Origin of the sequence: Roseovarius maritimus, assembly GCF_043355895.2 — a bacterium.
Classification (GTDB): Bacteria; Pseudomonadota; Alphaproteobacteria; order Rhodobacterales; family Rhodobacteraceae; genus Roseovarius; species Roseovarius maritimus.
In genome coordinates this window covers 1-22,984 of the sequence record NZ_JBHFPF020000020.1, presented here as the reverse complement: position 1 = coordinate 22,984, position 22,984 = coordinate 1, and the positions used below count along the sequence as shown (strand labels likewise).

Below are 22,984 nucleotides of genomic sequence, written 5' to 3'. Positions count from 1 at the left end.
AGCGTGGGAAATTGAGGACGACACGTCCGTATGTAGTGACGCCAAACACCCTCCCGTCACCGACCTCGACCACGGTCGGTGACGGGGTCAGAATAGCAAATCAGAGATACTAAAGACTCAGGACCCATTAAGTTCACGTCCGTCGCGTGATCCACAGCTCCGAAAACGGACCGGTGACATGTTGGATTTCTTCGCGCTGACTGACGCGCTCGGAGTACTGTTTCGCAACGCCGCATGGCGAGCCTTACTTCGATGATCGGCGCGACCTAAGCGGTATCATACTTATTATTCGCAACGGCTTGGGGTGGCGCGATGCGACGAAACAGTATGGTTCGCACAAGGCGATATACAATCGTTGGAGGCGGTCGAGCTACAGCGGCATTTTTGCGAAGATCATGGCCGGCCTGCCCGCTCATCACAGTGAGACAAAGAAAGTGATGAGCGAAGTCACCTAGCCAAGCTCTCACCACGGACCGAAGCATGTGCCTAAAGGATTTCAATAAAGGGTGGCGTGAAGATCAGGCACAAACGACAAAAGATACCTACCACCTGGTTCGGCGGGACCAGTTGTTTGAGCAAAATGCACTGACTGGGACCGACCATTTACCGAAGTCGATAGCCTGGCTTGCGTGCGGCTTACACAGCCGGTACTGAGCCTGATCGTGCCACCACATCCGCATGCGGCGGGCGCGGCTCGTCAGCTTTGAGCGTCCAGAATGCGCACGGATTCAGCAATCATTTCGTCGATGCAGAGCAATAAATCTGAAGAGGGCATGATGAACTCGGCAGCCTTCTGATCGATGGCGCCATCTATGGCTGACGCACTTGCCCCAAGGTCGGGAAATCCGAGCGTCAAGGCAGTGCCCGCAATCTTGTGGCAAATCTGCCCGATCTCTTTCAATGCCGCGTGGCTCGGCGCTTGGCCTTGGATCTGTAATCGCAGCTCGGCTAGGCGCAGGCGCTTTTCATCCAACTCATCGACGAAGCGCGTGCGGATCCGCAGGAGGCCTGTGGAAAATGTAATGAGATCCTCCTGATACATGTCAGTGCCTTGATACCTGCGTCAAAAGCCAAAGAGTTTGGTCAGCGTCGAGCTGGGCGTTGCGACCGCGGCACGCGGTGTCCGGGCCGCAGCCTCGGCCAGAGATAGCGCGCGCACCAATGTATTTACTGCGCTACGGCCCGATTTCAACTGCAAAGTCATCGGGTCACCCACGACCGGAGTTACCAGCAAGGGGCGGCCATCACACAAATGCAGATCCATCGCGCAGAGCCGATCATTCAGATCTGCCTCGAGCGCGGTGGGATCTATTGAATCGCCTTCGATTAAGACGCAGATGAAATGCCCGCCGCCTGCGTGTGAGATGAAAAACCTTCGAGGCTTCAGGCAGTCCGAGATTCCTTCGGCAACATCGGTAATAGCCGCGTGATATTCGTAAAGGCTACTGGACCGAAACATCCGCTTAGCATCCGGAATGACGACGCCGAAGGCCTGCATGCCGAAGAGTGAAATCCGGGAGACCTGAAGCAAATAGTTCTCGAGGGCGAGATAATCGATGAAGCCATCGATATCCGAAAGCGTCAGACGCGCCTCGAGATCCTCTGGCTTGACGGTGTACGTTGACTTGCTCACTGCCTCGACGGGGTTGCGGTCCGTTTTCTGGCGGCGCTCCGTGACGAGATCCTGGATTAGGTTCAGCCGTGCATTGACTTCGCCTATCTCGAACGGCTTGGTGATGTAATCGGTGGCACCAGCCGCGAAGGCGCTGTCGACATACGAGCGATCGGTCATCGCTGTTATCATTAGGATCGGCGCGACCTCGTAGCCCGGTAGTCTGCGCACCGCAGATGTCAGTTGCACGCCATCCATCTTCGGCATCTGGATGTCGAGCAGCAGACAGTCAAAGGGAACTCTCGCATGCTCAATAGCTTGCAACGCATCATGCGCGGATTCGCAGAGCGTCAGGTTCGTGAAACCTGCAACTTTCAGGACTTCCGTCAAAAGTTCCAGAATGATCGGATCGTCGTCAACAGCTAGGATTTTCATCCCACTCTCCATCTTTGCGGTCAGGGGCATGGAAGTTTCCAACTCCCGTTATGCGTGCGCCCATTCTCCATTACCAAGTGGCCAAAGTATGACATTTTGATAGAAAACAAGTTTTAAGGCAAAATATTCAAAGAGCCTCTCTGCATTGGATTTCAGGAGCGTTTCGCCGTGCCAAACTCGCCTAGCCGACCGGGATTTCATAATTTCGCCTCAATTTGCAGAGCCAGTTTTTAGAATGCCAGCTCTTGGCAAGGGGGACGGTCCTTCAATCAGAGGCAGGAGATAGGGGCATACGCGGAGCAGATGAAGCTCGCCATTTCACGCCGCGTCAGTGATCCCCGACAGCGTCACAGGCCAACCAGTCCGTATCGAGAAAGATGTTGTCCTCGATTTCATCCACCTGTAGCGGGCTCTCCAACGCGAATGACGAAACCATCTCATACTCGTTTCGAACGAGGGCCGCTGCGGCGGCCCGGCTGAGGATCTGGTGGTCGTTGAGTTGATCGATGGAAACCTCGACCTTGTCATTGAACTTGAGGCTCAGAGTTTTTAGGGTCGAGCAGATATTGGCTTGAATGCTGTTCTGAAAGATCGCCGAGACGCGCCCCGCACGTCCCAGGATGCAGCAGATGAACCGGCCTCTGCCAATATAGGACATTAAAAGTGAAGATCCTGGAACGGCATCTGAGACCGCTTCGCTGACGGCGCGCAGGCGTTGCAGGACATCCGCGTGGTCGTAATCACGGCACGCCTTCTGAAAGGTCGGGATAAGGATACGAAAAACGTTGATCTGATAGAGCCCGTCTTGAAACCGCAGCAAGCGATTTTCGAGCTCATGGTAATCCATCATTCCGGGAACGTCGTAAAAGCAGATGCGCTTGGAGATGTCAAAACCATTTGGCGCTCCACGCGACGTTAGGACGGAATGCAAAACGTCGCGCCCCGCCTTCTCGCGCTTCAAGGCGTCGACCAACAGCATCGCAGTCGTGATCCGCCCGGCCAGTTCTACCTCGTCGAGCGGCTTTCTTAGGAAATCAGTAGCCCCTGCGTGAAAGGCCTGATCCATCAGCGGGGTTTCCAAGCTCGCTGTCACCATAATTATCGGAGTCGTCTTGTATCTGCTCTGTTGGCGAAGACGGCGGCAAAGCTCTATCCCGTCGATTTCACCCATCATGATGTCCAGAATGAAACAATCAAAAGGGGCGGATGTCGCGTCGACCAACTGCAATGCATGCTCGGCCGACGATGCAAGCGTCAGCGAGACATGGCCGAGCTGCTCAAGCTTTGCGGCAATGATATCGCTGAAGGTGGGATCGTCATCGACCAGAAGAATATTCACCGTGACGGCCTCCATGATAGATGTGAGTGCGGGAGTGGTTCGCCCTCCGTGCTAAAACGTAATTGTGGCAATTTCTCGGAATTGCTGAAGATAATTCAAAATCATGTCAGACGTTATAAATATATGGATCAACGACGGTTTTGGGACGGTCGATAGCGTATTTTAAGTTCCTAGCGCCACGATCCCGACGCAATTCTTTACCGGTCGAGCGGCGGATAGGGCCTGAGTGATGAAGGTGCGTGAATTTTAATGCGCGCAGGTTTGCTCATCTTTGGGAGGTGTCCATAATTTAGCCCAACTTATCCTCTTTGGTCTCCGTCAGAACGTGCTTCGCTGCGCGCGATTTCTCCTACGATCTGCCACCTTAAGGCGGTGACGCTACCAATAAGGACTGAGGACCATGAAAATAATTGCTGTCGATGACGATCAGGTTGCGCTGGATCTTCTCAGCGAATGCTTGCAGCAAGGGGGGTACGAGCATGTGACCCTGATGTCTTCGCCAGCCAATGTGGTGAAAAAGCTAAATGACACTGCCATCGCCTATGACTGCATCCTTCTGGACATCGAGATGCCGGGCAAGGATGGCATCCAGCTCTGCGCGGAGATTCGGCAGCAGCCGCGATACAAGAACACACCGATCATCATGATCACCCAGAACCGCGATCATGCCGCGGTCGAGAGGGCTTTCTCGAACGGCGCCACTGACTATGTCACCAAGCCCTATGGCTTCTTCGAGGTGCTGACGCGCATCAGGGTAGCGGAAAGGCTGGTTCAGGAGCGTCAGGCGGCCTTGGACAGCTACTTAACGTTGCGAAAGCGCGATAAAGGGGGCACACATCTCTCTCTTGTGCCTTGCGAGGACAAGGATGATGCCGCCCGTGAATTGACCGAGTCCAAGGTTAGCAAGGACAAGATCCTGTCCTTGGGCGTTTTCCAGAACTACCTCGATCAGGTGACAAGCGCCGACACCTGCAACACGGCCCTGCTTGCGATCAAGCTACACCGGATCGACGAGGTCTTCGCGAACACCACAGCGAGGGAATTCCTCGGACTACTAGATTCTGCCGCCGGCGCAATCCATGCGGAATTCGCGCCGCAGAAGGTTTTCGTCGCCCAAGTCGGCAACGGCATCCTGCTCTGCGCGTGCGAGCACTCAGCAGTCCAAGAAGTGAGCGTTATGGAGCAGGCGCTTGAGGCGAGACTGAAGGCCGGAAGCCTTCCCGATGTCTGCCGCAAGTCGATCTCGCTGCAAGTTTCCGCAGGAGAACCGTTCCGCCTAAAAACCACGCACAAGCTGAATTTTCATCGGGCGTCCAAGGCCGCGATCAGCCGTGTGGAATTGCGCGACCCCACATCGTCAGAGATCAGATCTTTCCCAAAGGTGGTTACGCAAGGCAAATCCTAGCAGCGGGCGACCACGTAAGCGCGCTATGCTAATTGCCCAGATAATGCAAAGGCAGCTTGCTGCGCACAGCCGACCTTGATGAAGGTAGCAGCGCATAAGGCTGGAAGATCGACCCGAGCTCACCCATGCGCCAAGGGAGGTTCCAGGCGCTCAGAGATTTAGCGTTGAGATCGCCCCTACGACCGGGCAGCCCTGACCGTTTCTACGCCCCGTAAAGGACCCACTCCTGGTGACCACAGACACCCCCCAAGCCCGGCATGGCGGCTGGCACGCCATCATTGGCTCGTCCTCGATCATGTCGCTGGCGCTCCTCGGGGATGCGTTGCTCTACGCGGTGTTCCCGGTCTACGCCGAGTCTCTCGGTCTCACGCTGCCTTGGGTCGGGGTCATGCTGTCGGCCAACCGATGGTGCGGGTCTTTGCCTATTGGCTGCTCGCGCGGCTGACGCAGGCGGTAGGCGTGCGGCGCATGTGCATGGTGGCCGCCGTTACCGCGACGGCCTCCGCGACGATCTATGGCTTTGGTCAGGGTCCGGCGATCATGCTGGCCGCTCGGGTTCTCTGGGGGCTCACCTACGCGGTTCTGGTGCTCGCCACGCTCTCCTATGCCATCGAATACCGCAGGGGCATCGGGTCACGCGTGGGGGTCAGACAAGCGATCCAGCGGCTCGGCCCCATTCTGGCGCTCCTGGGTGGCGCTTGGCTGGTCGGCGTCTTCGGCCACAACTTGACTTTTGCCATTCTGGCGATTCCAACGGCACTCTCCCTGATCATTGCCTTTTCTCTGCCGAAGGCGCAGGGCGAGGCTGCCAACCGAGAACTCGTAGAAAAGTGCTGCCTGCGTTTCCTGTCTCGGTCCCAACATTGCTCAAATCTCCCGTTGGTCAGAAGAATTGAATCAGCAACTTACGCTTCGATCAAGCAAGGGTTTTTCAACAAAATACACCCTTCCCTGCGTAAGGGTGAAGGAGCGCGAACGGCCCATATCAGGCTTGCGCCGGCAGCGGAATCCTATCGCGTAACGTCCTCTAGCGCTCAGTCGCTAAAGCGTGCAGCATCTTTCGATAAGCTACGGTCACACATGTCACCGCTTCGCCTTGCAGCGGCTAGTGGGGACGCTCGACCGAATTCAATCGGTTCTGACTTTACGTATTCTCGGGGCAGGCTGCAGGCCGGTTTCTGGCCTCGAGCTGGAAATGCGAGTAGCAGCCGGCTCCGTCGAACCTTTCGGCCAAATACATCTTCGAGAAGCGCACACGCCTCTCCAGGTTCGCCGTGGAAGCCCGCGGGCGCAGGAAGGTCTTCATGAAGATTCGGGCAACCTGGCTCACGTCATCCGTTGCGCGGATGCGTTGTATCATTGCGCCATACTCGGTCTTCAGCTCGTAATGCAGGTAGCCGTAGTTCGCCTCGAAGCTCTCTTGGCCGCCGACGCGCGCGGCGTAGCTGCGAAACCGGCTCTTGCGGGGGCCGCACCACTGGGAATAGCCGTAGCAGCCGCCATCGATCTCGGCGAGCATCCGGAAATTCCCGGACTCATGAGCGAGGTTTCCGGTGATGCCTGCCGCCTGGCTACGTGTCAGTCCGAAGTCCCTTTGCAGGTTCGCGATCAGCTGTTCGGGAATGGTAATCGGCGCGGCTTGCGTCTCCGGCGCCTCGCTGGCGGCGGAAGGTTTCGGATTTGTATTGGGAAGCTTGGATCCGCGATCGGCGAATGCTGGTGGAGCAAGGGCGATAAGAAGGGCGGTGGTTGCGGCGGCAATATATCTCATAGTGACTCACATCTGCTGCAGGTGCGCGCGCCGCTGAGGGCGCTGAAGGGAGCTCAATTTCATGCTGCGCTGCAGAAAGATACCTTATGCGCTTTCGCAAGCCAAAAACGGCGGATTATTGCCCGCCAAGCCTTCAAGATCGGAGCCTCGAAGCACACCCGCCATTTGCCGTCGACGCATGTGGCGGCCGTCGCGGTGCGAGCCCAAGAAGGGTCTGGAGGGCGCCGAGATCTACATCTTTGCCGCCGTTCCAATGAGATCGTCCGCCCGGTTCACCGCTAAAGGATGCCAGTTCCCCTCGACCGAGAAAGTTGCGACACTCGGCTTCAAGACCACGCGGAAGAGGCGTGTCCGCTACTGCGGCTGGACCGCACAGATAGGGCGAGGACCGTGTACGAGGGGAGGGGGTTCGGGTCGGCGAAGGTGCGAGCCGGATCTGTCAGTCGCTGTCCGTCGCAGCGAATTGCCCCACCTGTTTCCCGGAGGGCGGGCCTTAGTCGTGCCTTGGCGGAGTTTTGCAATCAGCCACGAAGCCGCGACGCAGCGTTACCGAACAGATCATTGCCATCAGATTCGACTAACGCCGTTTGGGACAACCTTGGTCCAGCTTTGCTGTCAGCGATGACAGGCTAAGCCGGGCCCGTCCAGATATCGGGCGTGACATAGACGACGTTCTCATTGACGCCGACCATCACTTCGCCGTCCTGAACATTGACCTGAACCTTCATCGCGCGGTTTGCGATCCTGGCAAGCGCCGCCGTATCGGTCTCGGAAAAATTGACGACCTGCAGATTTTCAAACCGGGTGGAGCCGCTCTTGACCTTGTCCCACCACATCTCGGCGGTCTTGCCACCATAAGGATAGAGGATCACCTTTGCGGCCTTGCTGCAGGATTAGCGCATGACCTTCTCGCTGGGAAGCCCGAGGGCAACCCAGACGTCAATCGTAAGCATTCGGCGAAGGCCGTGGGCGCGGCGTATTGATCAGAGGCGTTTGGGTGCGGCTTTTGGTTTACGCGGTTTCGGGGCCCATTTTTTGGCAAGACGCTCGAAGTTATCGAGGATGCGGCCGATCTCTGCCTCATCCGGGTCGAACTGCCCCCCATACCATTCCAGCATCTGGCTGTGTTCTTCGTGCTTGGGGTCGGCTATGGCATCAAGGAAGTCAGCGTAGCCGGAGAAGCCACCCACGTCCTCGGGAGGGCAAGCACCGATGGCCCTAACAAGGCGTGGATATGCGGCGCCCGCGATAGAGCCATCGATTTTCTCGATCTTGATCACGTGGTGCCAGTTGTCGCCAAAGTCATAGATGTAATGGATGGTCTTGGTTCCCACATCTTCGATCACGTCAAGCAGGCTGGTTTTGCTGGCGGGCATCGGGCCATCGTAAAAACCATCTGGATCTGGCACACCCCAGCCGCTGCCGCCGGCCCTGAACTCATACAGGTGACTGTCGGTCCATCCCATGGCAGCCTGGATCACATCATGCAGGCGGTTCAGCTTGATCTTGAGGGGCACATCAAAGCGTCGAAGCACCTGAGGCTCGACATCGGACAATGTGACCTTGATGCGCGCGACCAGCGTCATGCAGCAATCCTCTTCAATTCCATGGCGGCCTTCCAATTCCAGGGCAACAGCTCTGGCAAGCGTGACACAGGCATATCGGGCAGTCGCGCCAAGACGTCTGCCATCCATGCCTGCGGGTCGATGTCGTTCATTTTTGCCGTGACGATGAGGGTATACATGAAGGCTGCCCTATCGCCACCGCGTTCAGACCCTGCAAAAAGCCATGACTTTCTGCCCAATGCGATCCCTCTGAGCGCCCGTTCGGCGGCATTGTTCGTGAGGCAGAGGCGCCCGTCATCAAGGAATGCGGTGAAGGCCTCCCAGCGACATGTGCCCTCGAGCATGTAGTTGATCGCCTTGGCAACAGAGTTGTGCTTTGACATCCGAGCCCGCTCGGCCAGCATCCAATCATGCAGATCATTGACCATCGGCGCTACCCACTGCTGGCGAGCTTCATGACGCGCTGCATCTGACAGGCCGGTGATGTCACGCTCGGCCGCAAAGATCGCATCGATCCGCGTCACAGCGTCCAGCGCGATGGGCGAGATTTCTTTTGCTACCTTTTTACCCTTGCGGGCTATGGCCTTGATGTCGGCCAGTTCAAAGAACTTGCGTCTTGCGTGGCTCCAACACAGCGCACTACGGACTGTGCCCGGACTACGATCTGCGAGATACAAATCATTGTAGCCGCCATACACGTCCGACTGAAGAACACCGTGCCATTCGGCCAGATGCCGTGTCGGGTGTTCTTTCCGGCGATCTGTTGAGAAGTGGAAGAGTGCGGCAGGTGGCGCACCCCCATCCCACGGTCGATCGTCGCGCACATAGGTCCACAGTCGCGCCGTCTTTGCGCCACCACGCGCCAGTAGCGGCACGGTGGTATCGTCACCATGCAAACGGCCAGCATCCAGCACGTGGCGCGCGATTAACGCATGAATGGGGGTCAGCGCCACACAGGCATGGCCGATCAGATCAGCCAAGGTGGACAGGCTCAGATCAACTCCCTCCCGTGCAATGCGCTCGGATTGCCGGTTCAACGGTTGATGTTGTCCATACTTGTCGAAGGCGATCATCGCGATCAGTTGCGGCCCGGCCCAACCGCGCGGAATGGCATGGAACGGGGCCGGCGGTTGTGGATTGTGTAGTTTTGTCCACGGTAAGTGGTGCCAGAAAACAGCATCGAAAAAGGCGCCACCACGGCTGAACGTCCGCTGGACAAGCCGAAGGTAAGGCCCGACATCGCGCGATCGTCGGAAACTCGACGGATCATCTATTGCGGCCGCAAAAGCCAGTGCCGTGATCGGCCCTACACCTGGGACGGTCATAAGACGTGAGCAGGTTTTCGATTTACGGGCCATCTTTTTAATATCGGTATGTCTAACGTCAGCACCTGTGGGAAGAACATTAGGCAGAGGTCGCATACGGCGGCCTCGGTATTAGCTTTCACGAGGTGAGCTCGGCAGACATCTACGACAACGTCGGCCATCGGGGGGTCGAGAAGCAGCATGCGCTTGTGGGCTCTTCAACGACGCCGATGCAAAAGGACGGCTTGCGCAATGACCCACATCAATAGTCGTATCGTACTCCTCGAGGGCGGCGTCACCGACGCCCTCGGGACCCCTTTCCTGGCACTCGCACAGACCAGGGTGGAGATCGAAATGCTCCGGCACATCCCGTGGAGAGAGGAACTGGTTCGACCCGATTGGTCTCACGATGGCTCCCGGCACGACGCTACGGTTCACGAACCGAGATCGGGCAGACAGCCATACCGCAGCCGCCTATCATCGTTACCTAATTCCGTTCCGTCCACCAGTTGAGTGACTAGACGATGCGCGGCTCCAATTGGAACTCGGGCGAAATAACTAAAAAGTCGTCAGACCGTACTCATCACCCCGGGAACATCACGCCCCTGGAAGCGCGCCCGGCGCTTGCCCAGAACGGCCAACCCGACTACCAATCGCAAACTAACGGACTCTATGTATCAACGATAACCGACAGGGGGCAAAAAATGGAGCGAGAAAAAAGAGCAGATGTTGTAATTATTGGCGGAGGTATCGCTGGATTGAGTGCGGCCACTGCCGCAGCTTGGTCTGGGAAAAGTGTGCTGCTAATTGAAAAGTCCCCTTTGTTGGGAGGAACTGCTCGATACGCAAATGGAAGCATTTGGGTTCCAAACAACCACCTAGCGAACAAAAAGGGTATATTTCACTCCCCAGAGAATGAACTAGATTTTCTCCTAAGTGAATGCTGGCCGAACTATCAGCATTCCTTGGATCTGCGTGGTGTTGACCCAAACGAGTTCCATAGAACAAAAACTTACATCGATCAGGCTTCAAAAGTAATTCGAGATCTTGATACGAGTGGAGTATTAAAATTCACACAACTAGAGAAGATTTTCCGAGCATTCTTTTTCTCTAAAGCCGACTCTGAAACAGCGGTTACCAGAGCACTGGCTGACCTTGATTTCGAGCTAACGCCAAGAGAAATTTCTAGTGCTGCTGTAGCATCTTGGGATTATAAGTGGAACAACCCTTATAATATTACCCCATATGGAAAGCATATTTGGGCAAACTTTGATCTTCGAGTGACCGCTAAATACTTTGGAAGGAGCATTAGACAGCACTGGAGGAATATATTTAACCAGTTCTTCTCAATCAGAAGTTTCTCATCCCTGGTGGACCAGCTGGTTAAGCTTCCGACAAAATTCTGGGGCATGGGCCATGGACTCACCTTATCCGAAAAATTGCACCGGCATTTAAAGAAAACAGACGTAGAAATATTGTTAGAGCACGATTGCGTGGGCATTGAGGTGCAAGGCAAAACAGTTGTCGCAGTACTACTAAATGAAGTTGGTAGTTCTGAAACTATCCGTTGCGCAGTAGGACAGGCGGCAATTTTTGGAACTGGCTGCTTTACGCAAAGATTGATTTGCGGAGAGCACCCAAGCAAGCTGCCGATTAAATCAACGTGTGTCGCAGAAACTAGTGACGGTAGCGCGTTAAAACTATTCGATGATCTTGATGTTAAGATTGAAACGACTCCAAAACCCCTTCTCTCTCAAACTGTTTTCCAGTTGGCACAGAAAGGGTCTGGCGTTTCTCACGAGCCTGTGTTTTTCTTGTATGGAGACAGTTTTTTCGTTGTCGACCGTTGTGGCAAACGTCTGATGAACGAAAAGCTTAACTATCATGAAAGAGCCTCGTATCACCTCGAAGATCCTGACAAAGAGTTCCTCTTCTTGGTTTGTGACAAGAGGTTTGTGGAGCGCGCTTGGGGCTTTGGGATAAGTTTGCCGTTTGATCAATCACTTCTTTTAGAAAGTGATAATTTTTTTGACCTTCGGGACAAAGTCGATAAAGTGTTTGAAAGAGAAGCAGTGGAATTCAGACTATCTGATGAATTTCCCGATAACTTACTTCACACCCTCCACAGGTTCAATCAGTATGCAAGTCAAGGCCATGATCCAGAGTATGGTCGAGGTTCAAATGCATATGATGTTCTTGGGTTTCCGAAGCCAGACAGAGATCATAAATCCCCATCTCGCTCGATGGAGCCGCTGAGGGGGGACAAGTTTTACCTATGTATCTATAGTCTATCCGCATTTTCAACGCACGGCGGCTTGGCTTGCGACCAGCACTCCAGAGTATTAAGAAAAAATGATGTGCCTTGGGAAAACTTATACTCTGTTGGATCTTCTTCAGCGAGCTTCCTAAATGGACATTATCCCGCGCATGGCCTTTCGATCGGGAGTAGTTTGGTTTTTGGTTATCTTGCGGGATTGCACGCAACAAATAATTTGCCCAAACTTGATAACACTGAGAAGTAGGAGGATGGCCATCAGTGTCGCACTTCATATGGTGGTGTAGAGTCGTTGTTACCGACATTGCTACGTTCCGGACTTCGGTAACGGGTCGGTCCCAGTCAAGGCATTTCGCGCAAAAAAGACTGATCCCGCCGAAGCAGCAGAGCGACACTTTCTGGCGTCAGTGCCTGATCTTCACGCCGCCCTGTAATGAGGTCCTTCGGGCACATGCTTCGGTCCGTGGTCAGCGCTTGGCTGCCAACATGATGCTGGTTCGGTGCAATTCCGATGTGCCCATCTCATAAGCGTGCTTGACGGATGCCAGCGACGGTCCTGAGCACGACATCATCGGAACTGAGCTCCCCCAATGAAGTGGTCCGCCCCTATGATTAGGAAAGCGGGGAACTATAGATGGCCATTAAGAAACCCAAGCCGGAAGAGATTGTCGTGAAGTTGCGGCAGGTTGAAGTTCTGATGGGGCAAGGCATGCCCCGGATGGATGCGATCCGTCAGATCGGTGTGACTGAGCAAACGTATTACCGCTGGAAGAAGAAGTACGGCAGGATGGGCACGGAGCAACTTTAGGAACTGAAGCGGCTCCAAAAGGAGAACGAGCGTCTTCGCCGTGCCGTATCGGATCTGACGTTGGATAAGCTGATCCTGTCAGAGGCTGCACGGGGAAACTTCTGAGCCCCTCGCGTCGGCGCGCCTGCATTGATCTGGTCCGCAGCCAGATCAACGTTTCGGAGCGTCGCATTTGCCGTGTTCTGGGCCAGCATCGGTCTACACAACGGCGGTTGCCGCAGGGACCGGCGCGAACCAGACGCGTTCAAGATCGGTCCCGAGAGCTGCCAGATCTTCCACCGGCAGCACTGTCCCATTCGGGTTGATCGCGTCGTGGTGCGCAAGCTTGTGCTCGGTCTCCTGAACCCGTTGGAGCGTCCGGTTCCACCGGGCTTCCAGTTCGGCGGTCACCAGACGGTTCTCAGGGTCCGACGCATCATACTGCCGGAAGGCCCGGTCAGTCGCGTATTGGCCGACCTCCGAATCTCGTGTTCAGAGTCCAATGCTGCGCCTACCAGTAATCGGAAGACGGAAATATGGTTCCGAGCTCCGGCCAGCCTCGCAGATCAGCCCCGCAAGGGCCCTCAGGGCAGCCAGATCTACATGCGCCACATCAACGCGGCGGCAGGCGGCACATGCCGCCCGATCAAACATCCAAACGGGCACTTCCAGAAGCCGGTCCGATCGGCGACTCGTGAGATTGCACCGAAACACAGAATCCCCAGCCTTCTCATTCGTCTCATAGATATAAACCGATCGCCCGAACCAAGGTGCCATCGATAAAGAACCTCGTGCCGGTCGGTAACGTGGGTGTTCTGATGTTCAGTTGTACAGCACCGCCAGGCCGCACAGTGCTCTGGGCTACCGCCCACCTGCGCCAGAGCGCCATAATCCCGATGGATCAAAGGCCAACCATGCACTAACTTTTAAATTGGACCACTAAAGTGGGGCTGCTCACACAGGACCTCATAGATAGGGGTGTCTTCTCGCTCTGCGGAAATGCGATAGGCTAGTACAGCGACGTCGTTCGCTCGCTTAGTGTAGCGCTCTGTCATTAACACGGACCGCCATCTCTGCGCGACGACGCTCTCTTGCCAACGAGAGTCGTCTTGAAGAATTCCAGCGGGGTGTGGGAAAACAAAAACTGCATCTTTTGCTGTCATATGCCGCGCACTATCAGCGCCTTCCGCCCAGAACCGTTCTTCGAGAGACCAAAGGTCGTCTTCGTCGTTCACGGTTGATATCCTTACTTTTGATGTCTTGCCGAGGCAGCTTAGGTCACGTCGGAGGAAGCTGTTGCACGAGAGCTTACCGACTATCCGACAGTTTTCCGAACGTGCTATCTAACAAGCTTTTCAACTTGCCCGCTGCGCCCTTGACTGCCTTCTCCAGTGTAGTGGCTGCATCCTTTGCGACGACGGGCTGCCGTCCTTTCAGCCGCCCTTCGATCATGCAGTGCATGTCCTCCTGACCCGTCGGACCACTACGCGCTTTGGTAAGATGAACCTCAATTCTGGTGAGATGTTCATCAAGGTGAACCAGTTCACTTTCAACCAAACCATTGATAAGGTTGGTAAGCGCTTCGCTCCCCTCGATGCTGTTATCGGTACTGACTTCGATATGCATGTTGATTTCCTTTTGAACATTCATTCGCAAACCGCTGAGATTGCTTGATCAGCAGAATAATTGTACCAAGTATGGAAACGTCTCGAAGTGATCTGGATCAAGGGCCTGAATAAGGTCGCTTTCTGGCAGGAAAATTCGTCTGATCCACCGACGTTAGAAGGATTGTTTCACTGCCATGCTCTGGCCGATCGACGTTCTCTTCCGGGACGTCATTATCGAGTCAGCCACCAGCCCCCGACCACAAAAGTGTCACGCTGCAATCAGTCCAGCACATAGGTAAACATCTTCCCAAGGCCTTTTGTCAGGTGGTAAAACTAGGGCGACCATGCGCAGCATAAAGCCAGTCTTCCGAATTTCGTTGATTGAGGTCAATACGCAATCTTGAAGGCCCAGTAGACTGGCGGTGTTCTGGTAGCTCAACGTCGCGATGCCGGTTTGTGTAAACTGACCCTGTGCGATCAACTTCCGGCTTCTAAGTACGTAGCCATAGCGTGCGGAAATGCGTCGGCACCTGATCAATCATGCTCGATTTATCATCAGGCTGGCCATTCGTGCCAGCACATCACTCTGAAATTAGAAACAGGAATAGCCATGGCGGTTTCTGCAAAGAAAACTCAGAAAGTCCAAAGCGAGTCATAGCCATCGAGTTGCAGGATGCCGTCGAAGCCCCGCAAGAATGTCTCCACGTTCTCCCCGGCACGGCCGGGGGCGTAGAAGAACACCACGCCCGGAGGATCATCCCCGCCGCAGCCCCGGTCATCACGAGCCAGTGCCCGGAGATATCCGGTCTTGGTCCTGCCGCGCCCCGGATCCAGCACCGGGGCGATGGTCTCGTCCATGAACAGCTTGGTTGATGTCTCCAGATGGTCGCCCAGTCGGTCGACGACGGGGCCGAGATGGAAGGCGGCGGTGCCGACCCAGTCGGCCTACGTGCTGCGGTGGATGTCGATCCCGGATCGGGCGAGGATCCGGCTCTGTCGATACAATGGCAGATGATCGGCGTATTTGCTCACCAGCACATGCGCGATGGCGCCCTCGGTCGGCAGGCCGCCCTCGATGAGATGCGCCGGGGCCGGCGCCTGGATCACACCGTCGGTGCAGGCGCGACAGGCGTATTTGGGGCGAACGGTGACGATCACCCGCAGATGCGCGGGCACGATATCCAGCCGCTCGATGCGATCTTCGCCGATCTTGTGCATCTCACCGCAGCCACAGGGGCATTGCATATTGTCCGGCTTGATCGCGCGCTCGATGCGTGGCAGATCCTTGGGCAGGTTGCCCCGGTTGCGCCGGGCCGCACGCCGGGGCCGGCGCTCGGAAGGCGCCTGCGCCTCCTGCTTCTCCTCGGTCTCGGCGATCGCGACCTCAAGGTCCTCAAAGGTCAGCTGCCGGTCATCTTCGCCGAGCTTCTCCGACCGTTTGCCGTGAACCGCGTGGTTGAGCTCGGCGACCAGATGCTCGAGGCGCTTGTTGGCCTCCTTCAGCACATCCCGCTCGCGCAGCACCGCAGCGACAGCTTCGCGCTGCGCCTCGGGGATGGCGGATAGGTCGATGATCGCTGCGGCGGGCATGGCGCAAGGATAGCCCGAACCGGTGTCGGATGCGCGTCCTTTCATGCGCCTGATTCATTCTGCCGCAGCCGGACGGCGGGTCTCCAGCGCCTTCACCTTGCGCCAGTCCAACCCGGCAAACAGCGCCTCGAACTGCGCCCGGTTCAGCATCATCACGCCACTCCGGATCGCCGGCCAGGTGAAGGTGGTCTCCTCGAGCCGTTTGCAGGCCATCACCAATCCGCTCCCATCCCAGAACAGGATCTTCAGCCTGTCGGCGCGCTTCGCCCGGAACAAAAACACGGTGCCGGTGAACGGGTCCTCTCCTGGGACCGATTGCACCAGTGCGGCGAGTCCGTCATGCCCCTTCCTGAAGTCGACCGGCTGCGTCGCCACCAGAATGCGCACTCTGTTTAAAGGCATCATCATGTTCGGCAGCCCACAGCGTGGACGATCTCGGCAATCTGCGCTGCCGAAGCGTTCCCGTTCAAGCGAATGGATACTTCACCAACGATGATCTCGATCGAAGGCGCCTCCGGGGCCGAGGTGGTCTCCGGCGATGAACACAAAGGCTCCTCATCGCAAAGCATCAGCGGCGCAAATCCAGGAGGTTCCGAAACGGCCGGCAGAACCAGCTTGCCGTCCTTCGCAAGCCTCCGCCATTCCGAAATCCGGTTCGCGCGCGCACCATACCTACCGGCAACCTCGCGAACCGTCACTCCGGGCTCCAGGGTCTCCGCGACGATCCGGGCCTTCAGATCATCAGGCCACCGCCGTCGACCCGCGGTGGAGACATCAACTCCGCCCGACCGGAAAAACTCCAACGTATCTTCCATGGAGAAACTCCATCCCTGTTCCAAAACAGACACGGCTTCTCAGAAACGGCCGATCCGGAACAGGTGGGGCCAGCTGACGCTTATGCCCGGCCAAGGCTGCCACGAATCCCCGGCTTCGCAAACCGGCCGCCCTGCTGCGCCGGGGGCTCACAGCACGCCGCCCGCGCCAAGTTGGCTGATATCGGGAATGACGATATCGGCCAGCGGCTTCAGCACGGTCTGCGTGCCGGTTCCGCTGAGCACGCCCACGGCGCGCCCGGCACCGCCCGCACGGGCGAGCTGAAGATCTTGGATATTGTCGCCCACCATTGCCGCTGCATCCGGGGCGATGCGCATGGTCTGGCAGAACGCCAGCAGGGCGCGGGGGTCGGGTTTGTGCCCGTGGCCGGAATCGTAGCCCGCGATAAAATCGAAATATGGGGCCAGGCCGGCGCTGTCCAGAAAGACGCCGATCGCCTTTTCGCTGTCGCTGCTGGCAACGCCCATTTTGTAGCCGCGCGCATGCAGCGCGCGAATGGCCTCAAACCCGCCCTCTATCGGCACGGCGCTGCGCATCGCGTCGGTGAAGATCCGGTCTATCCGGTTGATCAGCGCCGCACGCGGCATCGCGGCGCCGCCGGAAATCCAGGCATCCGCGATCTCGGCCGTGTTGCCCGCGGCAAGCAGCCCGCCGGCATGGGCGCGGCCCGTTTCGGGGTCGGCATCCGCGAGGGTCAGCAGGCGTGCGGCCAACGCCGCATCGCAGCCGGACGCAACCTGCGCCGCCTGCAAATTTACCGGCGTCCAGGTCGCGTGATAATCCAGCAGCGTCCCGTCCTTGTCAAAAAGGATGGCCTTGATTGTCATATCCGCACCATTTTACCGGATCAATGTGACGCCGCGCGCGCCGGACAGCCACAGGATGCCGCGCACGATCAGCAACATCAGCATCACGATGGCCATGATGCACACCGAAAATGCCGCCGCCTGGTTGGTCGCGCCGCGATCGGCCAGTTGCAAGACCGACACCGCCGCCACCTGCGTTTGCGGCGTGATCAGGAAGATCACCGCTGACAGCGACACCATGGCGCGCATGAAGAAGAACACGCCAACCCCGAGCAGCGTCGGCCAGATCAGCGGCAGCGTCACCTTGAAGAGAGTGCGCAGCGCGCCGCCCCCCAGCATCGTCGACGCCTCGTCGAAGGTCGAGCTGATCTGCTTGAGGCTGGTCGTGGTGATCAGGAATCCCTGCGCATGGTTGTAGTAGATATAAAGCAGCACGATCAGCGGAAATGTGCCGTAGAGGAAATTCAGCGGGTTCGCCAGGCTGTTGAAGGCCAGCACATATCCCAGCCCCAGTACCATGCCGGGGATCGACGCGGGCAAGGTGGACAGGAACGAGATCGGCGCGCTCAGGACCGTGCGGAACTTCATGGTGACGATCGACGCAGCCAACACGGCGGCAACGCCCAAGGTCGCGGTGGCCAGTGCCACGCCGATGGAATTCCACAACGGCTCGGTCCCGTTCTGCACGTCAAAGGCGTAATGCTTCAGCGTCAGAGCTATCTTGTAGGGCCAGAGCTGCACCAGGCTGGCAAAGAACACGATCAGCGGAACGGACAGAAAAATTACCGTGATGACACCGGCATAGGCGCCGTAAGCCATGTCGCGCCGCCGGTTGGGCCGCACCTGTAACGCGACGGATTTATCCGTGACCTGCGAATGCTGCCGCTTGGAGATATAGCCCACGATCAGCTTCGACAGCGCCGCCGGCACCAGCAGGATCACCCCGATCACCGCGCCGAGATGGAATTGCGCCTGGCCAATGACCTTGTTGTAGATCTCGGTCGCCAGCACATTGAAATCGCCGCCGATGACGACGGCATTGCCGAAATCAGTGATCGATAGCGAAAACGTGACGAACATCGCCGCCGCGATGCCGTAGCGTGTCGAGGGCAGGGTGACGGTACGGAATATCTTCCACGGCTTCGCGCCCATGACGATCGCCCCCTCGTAAAGGCGCGCATCGGCCACGGCCAGCGCCGCCGACAGGATCAGGAAGGCATAGGGAAAGGTGTAGAGCGAATTGGCGATCGCCACGCCCCAGAATCCGTAGATGTCGATTTCGAACCCGAGAAAGCGGTTGAAAATGCCGTTGCGCCCCAAGAGGAAAATCAGCCCCTGCGCCTGGATCAGCGACGGCGCGAAAAGCGGCAGCATGACCACCATCCGCAGCACGGATTTGCAAACGACGTTCGTGCGTTGCAGCGCGTAGGCGTAGAAATAAGACAGCGTCACCGCGCAGGTCGCCGACAACGCCGCCATCCCAAGGCTGTTGCCAACCAGCTCCCACATGCGCGGATCGCTCAGCGTGGAGGCATAGTTGCCGAAGCCGGCCGCCCCGTCCACATCGAAGCTGCGCCAGAGGATCGCAAAGACGGGTACGATGAAGAACACCGCCAGCCCGATGATGACGAGGGCCGACAGGATCAGCGACACGGTGTTGCCGCTCAGCTTGGGCAACAGGCGTCGGCGCGGGGATACGGATGCGTCGGCCATCAGCGCAGCACCTGAAGCGCAGGCGCCGCGAAGCGGGCCGTGACCTGCGCGCCGATCTGCGGCGTTTCCGTGAGGCCGTTCATCTCGACGCTGAGCGATTGATCGGGCGCGCAATCGGGCCGCAGGTCGATCTGTTGCAGATTGCCCAGGAACCGCGATGCGGTCACCGTGCATTGCAGGGCGTTGTCGCCCTCCCCTGCACCGCTGCCAAGCGTAATGGCCTCAGGGCGCAGGCCCAGCGTGGTTGCGCCTTCCAGCGCGCCCGCGTAGTGCAGCGTGGCCCTGCCGTATCGTGCCGTGCCCTCCGAACCGGCGCTGACCGGCAAGAGATTGATCGCGCCGATGAAGTCCGCCACGAACCGGGTTCGGGGATGTGCATAAAGGTCACGGGCGCTGCCGACCTGCTCGATCTCGCCCTGTCGGAGCAGCGCGATCTGGTCGGACATTTCCAGCGCCTCGTTCTGATCATGCGTGACCATCACCGTGGTGATGCCGAAACGCTGCTGAATACGGCGGATCTCGCCGCGCAGGCCGGCGCGCACCTTGGCGTCGAGCGCCGACAAAGGCTCGTCCAGCAGCAAAAGTGACGGCTCGGGCGCTAGTGCGCGGGCCAGCGCGACGCGCTGTTGCTGGCCGCCCGACATTTGCTCGGGCAGCTTGTCCGCCTGATCGCCCAGATCCACAAGCTCCAGCATCTCGCGCGCGCGGTCGCGGCGGCGCGCACGGCTCCAGCCGCGACATTCCAGCCCGTATTGCACGTTGCGGATCGCGCTGAGGTTGGGAAACAGCGAATAAGATTGAAAGACGACGCCGAAATTCCTCTCGGAGGGCGGCGTGTCCGACAGATCCTCATCCCCCAGCATCACACGTCCTGAATCGGGCATCTCCAGCCCTGCGATGACGCGGAGCAGCGTGGTCTTGCCACAGCCGGACGGGCCGAGAAAACAGGTCAGGCTGCCCGCCGGAATGGTCAGCGACAGATCGTTCAGCGCGGTGACCGGGCCGTAAGTCTTGGTGATGTTTCGGACGTCGAGATCCATGAGGCGCCTTCAATTCTTTGAACAAAACGCCCCGCACCACCTAGGGTGCGGGGCATAGGCGGGCCGGCGACGATGTTGCCGCCGCCGCTGGTCACACAGCGATCAGCGTTCGTACCGCTTCTGCCACTCGTTAATGATCGCGGTGCGCTCTTCGGCTGCCGCCTTGAAATCGGTCGGATGCAGCACGTCGGACGTGTCCTGCGGCAGACCCGCATCAAGGAATTGCTGCGGCTTCTCGCCGCCCGGCATGGTCACGATCGCCTTCCACTTGCCATAGGCGGTGGCCGCTTCGGGCGTGACGGTCCAGTCGAGGAAACGCTTGGCATCCTCCTTGTTGTCCGAGGTTTTGACCAGCGCATTCGCCTCCAGCTCGTTGCCCGAGCCCTCGGCGGGGATGACCATCGTGATCGGATAACCCTCGTCGATGTTCTTGATCGCGCGCATGTCGTAGGACGCGCCGACTACGTATTCGCCGGCCGAGGCCGCATGGCACGGCTTGGAGCCCGACTTGATGTATTGCGCGACGTTTTCATCCAGCTTGTCGAGGAAGGCCCAGCCATCTTCTTCGCCCATTATCTGAAGAAGCGAACTGATCTGGATATAGCCCGTACCGGACGACGCGGGGTTCGGCATCACCACCTCGCCCTTGAACGCGGGATCGGTCAGGTCGGCCCAGGAGGTCGGCATTTCCAAGCCCTTGTCCTTCAGCCGCTCGTTGTTGACGCAAAACGCGGCCATGTAGCCCGACACGGCAAACCATTTGTCCTCGGGCGAACGGAACTGCGCCGGGATCGCCTTCACCCCGTCGGGCGCGTAAGGCTCCAGCGTTTCCTCGATTTGCGGGTTGACGATGGCCGACGCGGCAAAGCCCCACAGCAGGTCATGCTGCGGATTGCCCTTTTCGGCGATGATGCGCGCGACCAGATCGCCCTGCGACAGGCGCAGCATGTTCAATTCGACATCCGGCATGGATTGGCGCGCCAGATCGAGGAAGGCCGCCGCCTCGTCCTCTTCATAAGAGGTATAGATCGTCAGTTCGCCCGCTGTGGCGGCGGTGCTCATCATCAGAGCGGCGATCAGGGAAATGGAACAAAGTTTCATTGTCGGTCCTCGTCGATTGTTGTTTCGAGTTTCGTAGTTTCGCTGACAGCAGCCTACAAAATGTAAGAAATATAACAAGGGAAATGTAAACTTTCTTCCAAATCTATGGAGATCGCCATGTTTTCCGGTATATGATGGGTCGGCGCACCGGGCCATCCTGGGCTGTGCGCGAACAGATGCGAATCGGATAACCGCCCATGGACCACGCCCCGGACAAGAAGAAAAAGCGCCGCCGCGCATTGTCGCGAATCGTCGAGGAACACGGTCATATCAGCCTGGCCGAGGCCGCCGCAAATCTGGGAGTGTCGGTGCAGACCGTCCGCCGCGACGCGCTGGAACTGGAGAGCCAAGGACGCGCCCGGCGCACGCATGGGGGCATCGCCTTCACCGGCGCGCTTGACCGGGGGGCTTACCAGAAACGCCGCCGAACACAAACAGCGGAAAAGAAGGTGATCGCCGACCGCATCGCGGACCTGGTGCCGGACGGGGCCACGGTGTTTCTCGACATCGGCACAACCTGCGAGGCGATCGCGCTGGCCCTGCTGGAGCGGCGCAACCTCAAGATCGTCACCTACAGCATCCGCAGTGCAATGCTGTTCGACGGGCGCGAGGATTTCACCGTCGCCATCCCCGGCGGCGTCGTGCGCCACATTGATGGCGCCATCATCGGCACGGGCGCCGAAGAGTTCATCCGCCAGTTCAGTTTCGATTTTGCCATCCTTGCCGTAAGCGGCCTGGATATGCAGGGGCATCTGCGCGATGATGACGCTTTCGAGGTCCAAAGGGTACGCACCGCCATGGCCCAAGCGCGGCAGATCGTGCTGGCCCTGACCTCGAACAAGATCGGCAATGGCGGGCTGGTAAAATTATGCGACCTGCACGAAATCGACATCGTTGTGACGGATGATCGGCTGCCATCCCCGCTATCGACGCTGGCCGCGCAACAGGATGTTGATATCGTGTCGCTCTAACCGGACCTGTCGCTGCCTTGCTGGCGCTCAGGGGGCCAGAACTGATCTAAGGCGAGGCCGGTTTGATCGTGGCCGATTGAGTGTCAGAATCGTCTTGATGCTTCACCACCATCCGTACATCGCGCTTGGCCACTTCAGGTGGATGACTGGCGCAGCAGCAATATCCAGTGGATTGCCAAGTCCCGCTTCGTGCAATTTCTGGCAGAGGTGGCTCGACAAATCTGAAGGCCACGAATTGGACCTGTTAGGGTTTGATGCCGCTCCAAGTGCTCATTTATGCCACTTGGCGTTCGAAGGTGACAGGGCTTTTGCCTCCCAATGCTGAATGCCGACGGCGCGGATTATAGAAGCCGTTGGTGTATTGGAAGATGGCCGTCTCAGCCTGTCGGCGTGTCTCCCATGACCTGCGCCAGATCAGTTCAGCCTTGATCGTCTTGAAGAAGCTCTCGACGGCGGCATTGTCATAGCAGTTGCCTTTTCCGCTCATCGACGCCTTCAGGCCGTGTTCACGTAGGACCTTCTGATGGTCGTGCGAACAGTATTGGACGGATTCAACCGGCCGTTGCAACAGCCTCGATTATATCCTGTTTGAGCAGCCGGTCGAGAGCCTCCGCCGGTGTCTGCCAGGCCAGCGTTTTGCGTGGTCGCGTGTTGACCGCATGGGCAACGGCCCTCACTTCGTCGGCGCCGTGTCGGCTGAGGTCCGTCCCCTTTGGGAAGTATTGGCGGAACAAGCCGTTGGTGTTCTCGTTGCTGTGGATCAGCATGCAACTTTGACCCCTGTATTGGGGTGATCGGCGTCCAAAAGTGACCCCCCTGATAAATTTGG

At 57.8% G+C, this 22,984-nt stretch carries 19 protein-coding genes and 7 pseudogenes; 7 read left to right on the top strand and 19 right to left on the bottom strand.

Annotated features, from left to right (window positions below; translation table 11 throughout):
- Nucleotides 1-200 precede the first annotated feature (200 nt).
- Entirely contained in the window at nt 201-455 is a 255-nt protein-coding gene (locus ACEWPM_RS19315; RefSeq protein ID WP_393964030.1) for a transposase, read from the top strand.
- Nucleotides 456-697: 242 nt separating this feature from the next.
- Here ACEWPM_RS19315 and ACEWPM_RS19310 read toward each other — a convergent pair whose 3' ends face one another.
- The 3 genes from ACEWPM_RS19310 to ACEWPM_RS19300 form a co-directional block, all read right to left on the bottom strand.
- Nucleotides 698-1,042 (bottom strand): Hpt domain-containing protein, encoded by a 345-nt coding sequence (locus ACEWPM_RS19310; RefSeq protein WP_393964020.1) that lies wholly within the window; start codon nt 1,040-1,042, stop codon nt 698-700.
- Nucleotides 1,043-1,063: 21 nt separating this feature from the next.
- Complete coding sequence (locus ACEWPM_RS19305) at nt 1,064-2,077, bottom strand: response regulator (protein WP_393964021.1); 1,014 nt, start codon at nt 2,075-2,077, stop codon at nt 1,064-1,066.
- 298 nt (nt 2,078-2,375) lie between these two features.
- Nucleotides 2,376-3,386: a response regulator gene (locus tag ACEWPM_RS19300; protein ID WP_393964022.1), complete on the bottom strand. Its 1,011-nt coding sequence runs from the start codon at nt 3,384-3,386 to the stop codon at nt 2,376-2,378.
- 400 nt (nt 3,387-3,786) lie between these two features.
- On the opposite strand from ACEWPM_RS19300, the gene ACEWPM_RS19295 reads away from it, so the two are divergent.
- The 3 genes and pseudogenes from ACEWPM_RS19295 to ACEWPM_RS19285 all read left to right on the top strand — a co-directional run.
- On the top strand, nt 3,787-4,791 hold the full coding sequence (locus ACEWPM_RS19295; RefSeq protein WP_393964023.1) for a response regulator: 1,005 nt from the start codon (nt 3,787-3,789) through the stop codon (nt 4,789-4,791).
- Nucleotides 4,792-5,020: 229 nt separating this feature from the next.
- The gene (locus ACEWPM_RS19290; RefSeq protein WP_393964024.1) at nt 5,021-5,236 is read left to right on the top strand and encodes a hypothetical protein; all 216 of its coding nucleotides are present in this window, start codon (nt 5,021-5,023) and stop codon (nt 5,234-5,236) included.
- Nucleotides 5,197-5,532: pseudogene (locus ACEWPM_RS19285) on the top strand (hypothetical protein); the annotation flags it as partial. The gene ACEWPM_RS19290 and the pseudogene ACEWPM_RS19285, both read left to right, overlap by 40 nt.
- Before the next feature lie 403 nt (nt 5,533-5,935).
- Here the strand turns inward: ACEWPM_RS19285 and ACEWPM_RS19280 are convergent.
- From ACEWPM_RS19280 to ACEWPM_RS19260, 5 genes and pseudogenes are all read right to left on the bottom strand, one after another.
- Nucleotides 5,936-6,562, bottom strand: a complete 627-nt coding sequence (locus ACEWPM_RS19280; protein ID WP_393964025.1) for a phage tail tip lysozyme — start codon at nt 6,560-6,562, stop codon at nt 5,936-5,938.
- Nucleotides 6,563-7,191: 629 nt separating this feature from the next.
- Nucleotides 7,192-7,506 (bottom strand): annotated as a pseudogene (locus ACEWPM_RS19275) (YaeQ family protein); the annotation flags it as partial.
- 39 nt (nt 7,507-7,545) lie between these two features.
- On the bottom strand, nt 7,546-8,148 hold the full coding sequence (locus ACEWPM_RS19270) for a plasmid pRiA4b ORF-3 family protein (RefSeq protein WP_009827082.1): 603 nt from the start codon (nt 8,146-8,148) through the stop codon (nt 7,546-7,548).
- Nucleotides 8,145-9,260 (bottom strand): annotated as a pseudogene (tnpC, locus tag ACEWPM_RS19265) (IS66 family transposase); the annotation flags it as partial. The pseudogene tnpC (ACEWPM_RS19265) and the gene ACEWPM_RS19270, both read right to left, overlap by 4 nt.
- Nucleotides 9,261-9,332: 72 nt before the next feature.
- A pseudogene (locus ACEWPM_RS19260) lies at nt 9,333-9,452 on the bottom strand (transposase); the annotation flags it as partial.
- Nucleotides 9,453-9,955: 503 nt separating this feature from the next.
- Here ACEWPM_RS19260 and ACEWPM_RS19255 point away from each other — a divergent pair.
- Nucleotides 9,956-11,953 (top strand): FAD-dependent oxidoreductase, encoded by a 1,998-nt coding sequence (locus ACEWPM_RS19255; protein ID WP_393964026.1) that lies wholly within the window; start codon nt 9,956-9,958, stop codon nt 11,951-11,953.
- Between the two features lie 387 nt (nt 11,954-12,340).
- Nucleotides 12,341-12,738, top strand: a pseudogene (locus ACEWPM_RS19250) (transposase); the annotation flags it as partial.
- Here ACEWPM_RS19250 and ACEWPM_RS19245 read toward each other — a convergent pair.
- From ACEWPM_RS19245 to ACEWPM_RS19205, 9 genes and pseudogenes are all read right to left on the bottom strand, one after another.
- Nucleotides 12,713-12,904: a hypothetical protein gene (locus ACEWPM_RS19245; RefSeq protein ID WP_393964031.1), complete on the bottom strand. Its 192-nt coding sequence runs from the start codon at nt 12,902-12,904 to the stop codon at nt 12,713-12,715. The pseudogene ACEWPM_RS19250 and the gene ACEWPM_RS19245 overlap by 26 nt on opposite strands.
- Before the next feature lie 897 nt (nt 12,905-13,801).
- Nucleotides 13,802-14,119, bottom strand: coding sequence for an HPF/RaiA family ribosome-associated protein (locus tag ACEWPM_RS19240; RefSeq protein WP_393964027.1), 318 nt, complete (start codon nt 14,117-14,119; stop codon nt 13,802-13,804).
- A 635-nt stretch (nt 14,120-14,754) separates the two neighbouring features.
- Nucleotides 14,755-15,690, bottom strand: a pseudogene (gene tnpC, locus ACEWPM_RS19235) (IS66 family transposase); the annotation flags it as partial.
- Between the two features lie 54 nt (nt 15,691-15,744).
- A complete protein-coding gene (gene tnpB, locus ACEWPM_RS19230) occupies nt 15,745-16,098 on the bottom strand; it encodes an IS66 family insertion sequence element accessory protein TnpB (protein ID WP_393964028.1) in 354 nt (117 codons plus the stop codon).
- On the bottom strand, nt 16,095-16,505 hold the full coding sequence (gene tnpA, locus ACEWPM_RS19225) for an IS66-like element accessory protein TnpA (RefSeq protein WP_420768113.1): 411 nt from the start codon (nt 16,503-16,505) through the stop codon (nt 16,095-16,097). The genes tnpB and tnpA overlap by 4 nt, the downstream gene beginning before the upstream one ends.
- A gap of 147 nt (nt 16,506-16,652) precedes the next feature.
- Nucleotides 16,653-17,351, bottom strand: a complete 699-nt coding sequence (locus tag ACEWPM_RS19220; protein ID WP_393964129.1) for an HAD family hydrolase — start codon at nt 17,349-17,351, stop codon at nt 16,653-16,655.
- Between the two features lie 12 nt (nt 17,352-17,363).
- Nucleotides 17,364-19,043: an ABC transporter permease subunit gene (locus ACEWPM_RS19215; protein ID WP_393964130.1), complete on the bottom strand. Its 1,680-nt coding sequence runs from the start codon at nt 19,041-19,043 to the stop codon at nt 17,364-17,366.
- Nucleotides 19,043-20,083, bottom strand: coding sequence for an ABC transporter ATP-binding protein (locus ACEWPM_RS19210; RefSeq protein ID WP_393964131.1), 1,041 nt, complete (start codon nt 20,081-20,083; stop codon nt 19,043-19,045). The genes ACEWPM_RS19215 and ACEWPM_RS19210 overlap by 1 nt, the downstream gene beginning before the upstream one ends.
- 102 nt (nt 20,084-20,185) lie before the next feature.
- On the bottom strand, nt 20,186-21,184 hold the full coding sequence (locus ACEWPM_RS19205; RefSeq protein ID WP_393964132.1) for an ABC transporter substrate-binding protein: 999 nt from the start codon (nt 21,182-21,184) through the stop codon (nt 20,186-20,188).
- Nucleotides 21,185-21,381: 197 nt separating this feature from the next.
- Between ACEWPM_RS19205 and ACEWPM_RS19200 the strand changes: the two genes are divergently transcribed.
- Nucleotides 21,382-22,155, top strand: a complete 774-nt coding sequence (locus ACEWPM_RS19200) for a DeoR/GlpR family DNA-binding transcription regulator (RefSeq protein ID WP_393964133.1) — start codon at nt 21,382-21,384, stop codon at nt 22,153-22,155.
- A gap of 274 nt (nt 22,156-22,429) precedes the next feature.
- Here ACEWPM_RS19200 and ACEWPM_RS19195 read toward each other — a convergent pair.
- Nucleotides 22,430-22,699 (bottom strand): annotated as a pseudogene (locus ACEWPM_RS19195) (integrase core domain-containing protein); the annotation flags it as partial.
- A gap of 7 nt (nt 22,700-22,706) precedes the next feature.
- Nucleotides 22,707-22,984 (bottom strand): transposase (locus ACEWPM_RS19190; protein ID WP_420768112.1); only part of this gene is annotated, 278 nt, incomplete at its 5' end.